Genomic DNA, 8151 nt, shown 5'->3' with positions numbered 1-8151 from the left:
CCAGTCGAAAGCATTCCGCTTCCCGCCTCCAAGCAAGAGGAGCACCCCCGTCGGATGGGCGGGGGGTGCTCCTCTTGCTTGTCGACGACTCCCGGTTGCATTACTACAAAGCCCCCCTCTCTTTTCCTAAGTAGGAGAGGTCTGCGTCACCGCGTCACCCGCACCAGAAAACAGGGGTTCTGACCTGCGTAAACAGACGGTGACGCAGACCTCGAATCCTGCGTCACCCCTGCGTCATCTGCGTCACCAATGACGTAAGCCTGCGTCACCAGGTGACGCACCCCCAACCCTCTGCGTCACCCATAAACGCAGGTCAGCGGGTCTGGTTGACGCTGATGACGCGGTGACGCAGAAATCCGCACCTCGGACAGGTGCCGTGCCGCAGGGCCCGAACCACGCCACGGCGTCGCGGCCGGACGGCGGCCGTCGCGCGAGCGGAGCGAGCTGCCAAGAACGCACGGCGAAGCCGCTCCTTCTATCCCCTCCGCACCGCGACGGAATAGCCCCGACCTGCCGCCCTGACATCACAGCACCCCTGCTAGACCTAGCAGGGGCAGGTGCTAGGTCTAGCAGGGGTGATAGCGCCCAATTAGCCCTCTGATCAGGGACTTAGCGTCTAGCACTCAGTTCTCAATCCTGCCTCTTTGAGTGCCGTCAGTACCGAATCCGGGTCACTGCCGTAGACGATGTGAGGCTCATCAGCCTGAGGCGGGATGAACCGTTTCCGGTAGCGAGCCAGGTCGCTTTCGGAGAAGAAGATCGAGTTCGGATCTGCTTCGTGCTGCGCGTTTCGCTTGCTCACCCGCGTCCAGAGTTCTTCGTGACTCGCCTCCAGGTAGACGAGCATCGGCAGCGCACCGGCGTTCGCAGCTACTGACCGCCAATGAGCGCGGTCCTCTGGGGTCCAGAATCCGTGGTCCACCACCACGTTGCGTCCTGCCCGAAGTTGCCCATCGAGGGCTACGGCGATCTCTTCGAGCACCGGGCGTTCCAGCTTCGGGAAGATGCCCCGGGGAAAGTCGACCCCGTACACGCCATGCCGACGGAACATCTCCTCGTCCGGGCACAGTCGGACAAACCCGCGAGCCGTGAGAGCGCGGGAGAGCGTCGTCTTGCCCGAGCCGGGAAGCCCCGCCATCAGGACACAGAACGGTCCAGGGTCTGAGGCCGCCATCACTGCGTGACCTCCGACTCCGTGAGCCACGTCCGGCCAGGGCCCCCGAGGTCTACGCCGTACTCCACGACGTGGCCCGCGCTGTCGATGAACTTCGCGGTCATTACGACCACGGGGTCCGTCGGCGGATTTGAAGGGTCCAGTTCCAGAAGCTTCGCGTCTGCGGGTTCCAGCAGGTGCGCCGAGGCGGAGTCGATCCGGCGGGTGATCGGGCGTCCGGTGGCCTGGGCAATGAGCTGCAGCGACGTGCCGCCGGTCAGACGCGCGCTCTTGGCCAGTTGGGGAACCAGCTCTGCGTATTCGGCGGGAATCCACGAGGTGGAATGCGCGACGATGCCGCGCCGATCGCGATACACCCGGCATCGACGGATAACGTCTGCCCCCGGCACGACGTCCAGCGCCGCCGCCACGTCGGCCGGCGCCGAGACCACCGACGCCTCATGCGAGTCGGACCGCTCGCCCGCCCCCCAGCTCGAACCGCTGCGGCGCCCGCGGTCCTGTCGCTGAGATCCCGAGGACATAGGGGTCGGGCGGTCGATCACCTCGGTGCCGATGCCGTGAATGCCCCGTACGAGTCCCTCGCCGCGAAGCTCCCGCAACGCCTTCTCGGCGGTCGCCGTGCTGACGCTCCATTCCTGCGCCAGGGCCTTGATGCTGGGCAAAAGCTCGCCCGGTCGCAGCTGCCCCGATGTGATCAGTTCCGTGTAGTGGGCGGCGATCTTCGCGTACGGCGCCCGATGGCCGACCTGCTCCGACATCCCGTCAGCTCCTTTGTCGCAGTCGATGCGTTCCCTAGCGTACCGCTTGACACCCTAGGGCTCCCTAGGGAACCTTAGGGATGTGCCCGCCGGTCGCTCCGATCGGCAAGGTGTAGCAGCGCTGTGCACCTGGCGCTGACGGAAGAAAGCCCTGGTCAGGAGACCAGGGCTCTCGCAGGGGGCGGCGTCCCGCCTGGCAGCAAAGCCGCCGCTCCCCGACCCGAAAGGGGTAGTTCCATGATGCCTGCAATTCTCACTCCGCGCTCCCACCGTGAGCCGCTGCTTCAGGGCGTCGACGTGTTCGGCGGCCGGGAACCGGAGGAGGGGGCGCCGGTCCGGGTGGCCGTGCAGATCCCTGTGTGCCTGACGTTCGCGGAGATTCTGGGCCTGCTGTCCTTCACCAACGCGGCCCCGCTCTTCGAGGAGCTGGAGGACGAGGCGGTGATCAGGGAGTCGTTGCAGTACGCGGTGCTCGACACGGACCTGACCGCGATGGACCAGTGCGCGGGCCGGGCCATGGCCGCCTACCTCGGCCACCCGATGGACGGCGACGAGGACGCGGAGAGCTACGTACGCCGCGTGGCCGTGACCGTCACCCGCACGTTCGGGGTGTCGGCATGACGACCACCCTGGACATCGTTTCCGCTCCCGCCGTACGGCCGGAGCAGCCCTACCACCTGCGGTCCGCGAACACCCTGCTGGGACAGGCGCGAATCGCCCGTGGATGGTCCCAGGACAAGGCGGTGCGCGCTCTGAGCCTGCTGGCCCGGTCGTGGGGCTGGCAGATCGCGGCGGAACCGTCGCTGAAGGTGCAGCTCTCGCGCTGGGAGCACGGCCGGGCTCGGCCGAACGAGACCTACCGGGCCCTGCTGTGCGCGGCCTACCAGGTCACGCCCGGGGAGCTGGGATTCGACGCCGCGGACCGGTCCGCGACGGTGAAGAGCCTGCGGGAGCGGATCAACGACCTGGAACGCCTTGTCGAGAGCCTGGTGGGCACTGCGGGTGTGCGGGAGGTGTCGGCATGACGACGGCTCTGGATGCCCTGTACGCGCACGTCGCGCCGTCGCCGGGGCCGGTGTTCTGCCTGGCGGAGATGGACCGCCGCCGTGAGGGAACCGACTTCCCCACGATCCCTGTGGACGGTGTGGAGCTGGACGTGAACGAGGCCGCCGCCGCTCTCTTCGAGGTCATGGCCGACGGCTTCGCCTACCCGGTCCCCTCCACGGACGCCCTCTACACCGTCCTGCGGACCGCCGTCGCGGCCCTCGGCCCGGCCGGGATCGTGGAAGCCTCCGGGGTCTTCGCGGGGCTGCCCGAGGGCGAGTTCCCCGAGGTCCGTGAGTGCCGCCGCTTCGCCTACCGCCTCGCCCTCTCCTTCTGGTACGCCGGGGCCCGCTCCCGCCCCATGAGCATCGGGGAAGCCGCAGTGGCCCTCTACCTGTCGTCCCTGCACCGCTACCGCCACGCCGAGTTCCGCAAGCTCCCCTACCGGGACCTGCTGATCTCCCGCTCCCTCCACGAGGGCATGACCGCCGTTCCGACCGAGACCCTGATCCGGCTCGGAGCGTTCATGACCGCCGAACTGGGAGGCCCGGCGGCCGACCGGCGGCGCGATGAGGAATGGCTGTACAAGCAGGCCCTGCCGGACTACCACCGGCGCCGCTTCTGCTTCGACCTGCTGCGCGCCATCGGCCCGAAGGCACAGCCCATGCCGCTGATCGTCCGCCCGGACACGGGCGGGCACACCATCGGCCTCACCCCGCCGGCAGGCCCGGACGGAATGCGGCTGCGCACGATGCGGGCGGAGTGGTAGGCACCGTGAGCGCTCAGCACCTCTCCGCGCCCCGTCGGCGCACCCGAAAGGAGCAGTTGGCCCGCCGTCGCGGGTGGCGCTGCACGTACTGCCGCCGCCCGTTCACGGCCCCGGGGGAAGCGACCCTGGACCACATCGTGCCGGTGTCCCTCTACCGGACCTGGGCGGTCGTGAACCTGACCCTGGCATGCCGTCCGTGCAACCAGGCCAAAGCCGACCGGCTCCCGCTGTCCATGGCCCTCCTGCTGCTCTGGTCCGTCCCGCCCGTCCACCCGGTGGATCGGGTGGACGGGCGGGACGTTCCCCCGGTGGACGGGGTGGATGTTCACGGTGTCCACCCCGTGTTCACGGGGGCCGGTGGTGTGTTCATCCCGCCCGCCGACGAGACCGCCGGGCCGGTCGATCGGTGCGGGAGTCGGCTGGTCGAACCGGGTGGAAGCCGGGTGGACGACCGATCGGCTTCCACCTCTTCCACCCCGGTCGACTGGCGGCTGTTGGCCCGGCTCGCGCACGCCCACCACACGGCCACCCGCACACCCCGCACACCGATCCGCACACCCCCGGCAGGCGCCCACACGGCCACCCGCACGGCCACCCGATCGCCTGAACGGTCGGGGTGTGACCTGCCCGTACAGCGTGCCCGCACGGCCACCCGCACGGCCACCTCCCGCCAGTGCGGGCACGGAAGGACGACCGCATGAACGCCCCCACGAAGCCCGTGAACGGCACCGTGAACAACCGGACCCGCACCCTGAACACACACCCGACCGACATGAACACCCCGACCGACCCCGTGAACACCCAGACCAGCCCCGTGAACACTCAGGCCGGTCCCGTGAACACCGACCCGCCGCCGGTGAACAGGAGCCGGTCGGGCGGCAGCGCCGGAGGGGAGGGTGGTAAGAAGCCGTCGGCCGCGGTGCGGCTGGTCGCTCTCGCACGGGAGCGGTACACGTTCGTCATGTCGACCGACGCCCGCCCCTACGCGGTCGCGATCGACGGCCCGAACCTGGCGCTGCCCCTGCGGGGGAAGACAGGGGTGCGGCAGCGCCTGGCCCGCCTGTACGCCGACACCTACGAGGGTGACGTGGCCTCCCAGTCGGCGCTCACGGACGCCATGACGGTGCTGGAAGGACTCGCGGAGGACAACGACCCGGTACCCGTCCATCTGCGGGTCGGCTCGGACCCGGACGGCGGGATCGTCGTCGACCTGGGGACCGCCGACGGACGGGCGGTAACCGTCTCGGCCAACGGCTGGCAGATCGTGGACCGCTCCCCGGTCCTCTTCCGCCGCTCCGGGGCCATGGCACCCATGCCCGCCCCGGTCCGCGACGGGAACGGCCTGGCCCGGTTCCACGGCCTGTTGAACATGGACGAGAGCGCCTTCCGGCAGCTCGCCGCGTGGATGGCTGCGGCCTGGCTCCCGGACATCCCGCACCCGATCCTGACATGCAAGGGCGAGCAGGGCACCGGCAAATCGAAGACCGCGCAGATGGTCATCAACCTCATCGACCCGTCCCCGGCCGCCAAGCGCAGCCAGCCCCGCGACGAGAAGGCGTGGTCACGGCAGGCGTTCACGTCCTGGGCGCTGTGCCTGGACAACATCAGCAACATCCCAAGGTGGCTGTCGGACACCCTGTGCAAGGCGGTGACCGGCGATGGAGTGGTGGACCGGGCCTTGTTCACCGACGACGACGTCGTGGTCCTCTCCTTCCGCCGCGTGCTGGCCATGACGACCATCGACGCGGGAGCTCTCGCCGGGGACCTGGCCGAACGCGTCCTCATGGTCGACCTGCAACTCATCGACGGCACCCGGCGCCGCTCGGAAGAGGAACTGGACGCCGCGTTCGAAGCAGTCCGCCCGGCCGTGCTCGGTGCCCTGTTCGATCTCCTGGCCCGCGTCCTGGCCGCGCTGCCGTCCGTGAAACTGGCCAGCCTGCCGCGCATGGCCGACTTCGCCCGCGTCCTTGCGGCCGTGGACCAGGCAATGGGCTGGTGCACCCTGGATGACTACCTCAACGCGTCGTCGAACGTGGCCAGTGACGCCCTGGAAGGCGACCCCTTCGGCTCCGCCGTCGCCGCCCTGGTTGAACAGGCAGGCACCTGGCAGGGAACCGCCGCGCAGCTCCTGGACGCGCTCAACGCGTCCGGCCAGGCCCGCCCGCACGACTGGCCCAAAGACGCCACCCGCGCCGGGGGCAAGGTGAAACGCCTCGCACCGCTCCTGAGGTCCATCGGTATCACCGTGGACGACACGCAACGTAGCCCCGACCGGCACCGTCACAAGCTCCTCATCCTCACCCGAACCGACCTGCCCGACCCCTCAGCGTCCGCACCGCAGGAACAGACCCTGTGGCCCGACGCGACACCTATCGGACAGGGTCACAGGCCGCCTGACCAGCACTGACGTAGCCGGAACGCCACCGGGCCGGGCCGCGAACCAGCGGCCCGGACACGTCACCCGCTGCGGACGCTGAAGCCGTCCAGCGTCCGCAGCGTCCGCACCAGCGTCCGCAACCCTCACCCCAACTGACCTGCACAAACAGAAGGTTGCGGACGCTAGGAAGCTGCGGACGCTGAAATACACCAACTCTCTAGGACGGCACTCGGCACCACTCCCACGCACCGCAACACGGACACGAGGAGTCACCACTCGCCATGGCCACCGACCCCCGCGCGACCCTCCGCGCCGGACTTCCCGACCGCTACCTCACCCCTGAAGACCTCGCCGCGATGCTCGCCGTCCCGATCGAGACCGTCTACCACTGGCGCAAGCGCCGCACCGGCCCGCCCGGCTTCCGCGTCGGCCGCCACATCCGCTACGACCCCACCGCCGTCCGCACCTGGATCGACCAGCAGACCACCCGAGACGCGGCATGAACCGCGCAGCGCGCGGCGGCGCGCGGCAACGCGCGGATGGCGCGCGGAAAGCGCGCGGCAACGCGCGGCGGACCTGCGCGGCGCGCGGAAAGCGCGCGGTTGGCGCGCGGTAGACCGCACACGACGCCGCCTGACACCCGTCACACGTGACGGCCGCGTCACACCCAAACCCCTAGGCGGGAGCGGGTGTGACGCGCCGTCACAGCGATCCATCACACCGCACGTCACGGCGTCACGGCCGCGCGTCACACCCACCCAAATCCTGAGAGGAGTCAGCCTCATGGCTGGCCACGTCCAAGACCGCTGGTACAAGACCGAGACCGACGCCAACGGCAAAGAGAGCCGGGTCAAGAGCGACCGCTACGGCACCGGCCTCCGCTACCGTGCCCGCTACATCGGCCCGGACGGCACCGAGAAATCCAAGAGCTTCCGCGACGGGCAGAAGCGTCTTGCTGAGAAGTGGCTCAGCAAGACCGAGGCCGACATGGACAGTGGACAGTACGTCGACCCGAAGGCGGCCAAGACCACCTTTCAGCAGTACACGGAGAAGTGGCTCAAGTCGCACAGCGTGGACCCGGTGACGATGGAGTCCATGCGGTCTCAACTCAAGCTCCATGCTTTCCCGCACATCGGCTCGCGCCCTCTCGGCTCGTTCCAGCCGGGCCACATCCGAGAGTGGGTCGCGGTGCTCGAAGAGTCCGTGGCCGGGTCGTACGGGCGGACCATCTACGCGAACGTGCGCGCCGCGTTCAGCGCGGCCGTGGACGATGGACACCTGGCCCGCAATCCCTTCTCGGCAGGGTCGGTCAGGCCGCCGGCACTCGATGCGAAGCGTGTCGTGCCCTGGACCGCGGAGAGGGTGTTCGCCGTGCGGCGGGCGATGCCCGAGCGCTACCGCGCCATGGTCGACCTCGGCGCCGGGTGCGGGATGCGGCAGGGTGAGATCCTCGGCGTGCCGGTCGACGCCATCGACTTCGACGCCCAGACGCTCCACGTCGGCCAGCAGCTCAAACTCAGCTACAGCAAGCCCGTGTTCGCCCTCCCTAAGGGCGGCAAGGTCCGAGACGTGCCGCTACCCGGGCCTGTGGCGGACATTCTCAGGGCACACATGAAGCTGTACCCACCCGTAGAGATCACGCTGCCCTGGAGGACCGCCGACGGGCCCAAGGTGACCAAGCGGCTCGTCTTCATGGCACCGGGAGGTAATCACGTCTGGCGCACCTCCTTGAACGAGGAGGCGTGGAAGCCCGCTCTTGTCGAGGCGGGCGTCATCGCCCCGCCGAAGACCAAGGAAGACCGGCACGAGGCTGCCCGCGAGCACGGGATGCACGCACTGCGGCACTTCTACGCCTCCGCCCTCCTGGACGGAGGGGAGAACATCAAGGCGGTCAGTGAGTACCTGGGGCACAGCAACGCGGCCCTGACGCTGCGGATCTACGCCCACCTCATGCCGAGCAGTCAGGAGCGCACGCGGGGCGCCATCGCAAGCGTCTACGATGCGGCCCGGTTCGAGCTCTGACGGCCCA

The 8151-nt window shown here is 69.1% G+C and carries 9 protein-coding genes; 7 read left to right on the top strand and 2 right to left on the bottom strand.

Annotated features, from left to right (window positions below):
- Positions 1-616: 616 nt before the first annotated feature.
- Entirely contained in the window at positions 617-1174 is a 558-nt protein-coding gene (locus GA0115234_RS02070) for an AAA family ATPase (protein ID WP_093539090.1), read from the bottom strand.
- Entirely contained in the window at positions 1174-1932 is a 759-nt protein-coding gene (locus GA0115234_RS02065; protein WP_093539088.1) for a GntR family transcriptional regulator, read from the bottom strand. The genes GA0115234_RS02070 and GA0115234_RS02065 overlap by 1 nt, the downstream gene beginning before the upstream one ends.
- A 237-nt stretch (positions 1933-2169) precedes the next feature.
- Between GA0115234_RS02065 and GA0115234_RS02060 the strand changes: the two genes are divergently transcribed.
- From GA0115234_RS02060 to GA0115234_RS02035, 7 genes are all read left to right on the top strand, one after another.
- The gene (locus tag GA0115234_RS02060) at positions 2170-2553 is read left to right on the top strand and encodes a hypothetical protein (protein ID WP_093539087.1); all 384 of its coding nucleotides are present in this window, start codon (positions 2170-2172) and stop codon (positions 2551-2553) included.
- The gene (locus GA0115234_RS02055) at positions 2550-2957 is read left to right on the top strand and encodes a helix-turn-helix domain-containing protein (protein WP_093539086.1); all 408 of its coding nucleotides are present in this window, start codon (positions 2550-2552) and stop codon (positions 2955-2957) included. The genes GA0115234_RS02060 and GA0115234_RS02055 overlap by 4 nt, the downstream gene beginning before the upstream one ends.
- A complete protein-coding gene (locus tag GA0115234_RS43120) occupies positions 2954-3745 on the top strand; it encodes a hypothetical protein (RefSeq protein WP_237541020.1) in 792 nt (263 codons plus the stop codon). The genes GA0115234_RS02055 and GA0115234_RS43120 overlap by 4 nt, the downstream gene beginning before the upstream one ends.
- Before the next feature lie 5 nt (positions 3746-3750).
- Entirely contained in the window at positions 3751-4446 is a 696-nt protein-coding gene (locus GA0115234_RS02050) for an HNH endonuclease (protein ID WP_256088556.1), read from the top strand.
- The gene (locus tag GA0115234_RS02045) at positions 4443-6152 is read left to right on the top strand and encodes an ATP-binding protein (RefSeq protein WP_107405765.1); all 1710 of its coding nucleotides are present in this window, start codon (positions 4443-4445) and stop codon (positions 6150-6152) included. Before GA0115234_RS02050 ends, GA0115234_RS02045 begins: the two co-directional genes overlap by 4 nt.
- 251 nt (positions 6153-6403) lie before the next feature.
- The gene (locus GA0115234_RS02040; RefSeq protein WP_093539084.1) at positions 6404-6625 is read left to right on the top strand and encodes a helix-turn-helix domain-containing protein; all 222 of its coding nucleotides are present in this window, start codon (positions 6404-6406) and stop codon (positions 6623-6625) included.
- Between the two features lie 280 nt (positions 6626-6905).
- Positions 6906-8144 carry a tyrosine-type recombinase/integrase gene (locus GA0115234_RS02035; protein ID WP_093539083.1) on the top strand — a complete coding sequence of 413 codons (1239 nt, stop codon included), beginning with the start codon at positions 6906-6908 and terminating at the stop codon, positions 8142-8144.
- Positions 8145-8151 lie beyond the last annotated feature (7 nt).

It is taken from the genome of Streptomyces sp. DvalAA-43 (genome assembly GCF_900091725.1).
Lineage (GTDB): Bacteria > Actinomycetota > Actinomycetes > Streptomycetales > Streptomycetaceae > Streptomyces > Streptomyces pulveraceus.
The sequence above is the reverse complement of the archived record's forward strand: the minus strand, read 5'-3'. Positions and strand labels throughout refer to the sequence as shown.

Excerpts from the sequence above, each read along its gene's own strand:
- GA0115234_RS02065 (WP_093539088.1), bottom strand. The coding sequence starts at position 1,932 with ATGTCGGAGCAGGTCGGCCATCGGGCGCCGTACGCGAAGATCGCCGCC.
- GA0115234_RS02060 (WP_093539087.1), top strand. The coding sequence starts at position 2,170 with ATGATGCCTGCAATTCTCACTCCGCGCTCCCACCGTGAGCCGCTGCTT.
- GA0115234_RS02070 (WP_093539090.1), bottom strand. The coding sequence starts at position 1,174 with ATGGCGGCCTCAGACCCTGGACCGTTCTGTGTCCTGATGGCGGGGCTT.
- GA0115234_RS02045 (WP_107405765.1), top strand. The coding sequence starts at position 4,443 with ATGAACGCCCCCACGAAGCCCGTGAACGGCACCGTGAACAACCGGACC.
- GA0115234_RS02055 (WP_093539086.1), top strand. The coding sequence starts at position 2,550 with ATGACGACCACCCTGGACATCGTTTCCGCTCCCGCCGTACGGCCGGAG.
- GA0115234_RS02040 (WP_093539084.1), top strand. The coding sequence starts at position 6,404 with ATGGCCACCGACCCCCGCGCGACCCTCCGCGCCGGACTTCCCGACCGC.
- GA0115234_RS43120 (WP_237541020.1), top strand. The coding sequence starts at position 2,954 with ATGACGACGGCTCTGGATGCCCTGTACGCGCACGTCGCGCCGTCGCCG.
- GA0115234_RS02035 (WP_093539083.1), top strand. The coding sequence starts at position 6,906 with ATGGCTGGCCACGTCCAAGACCGCTGGTACAAGACCGAGACCGACGCC.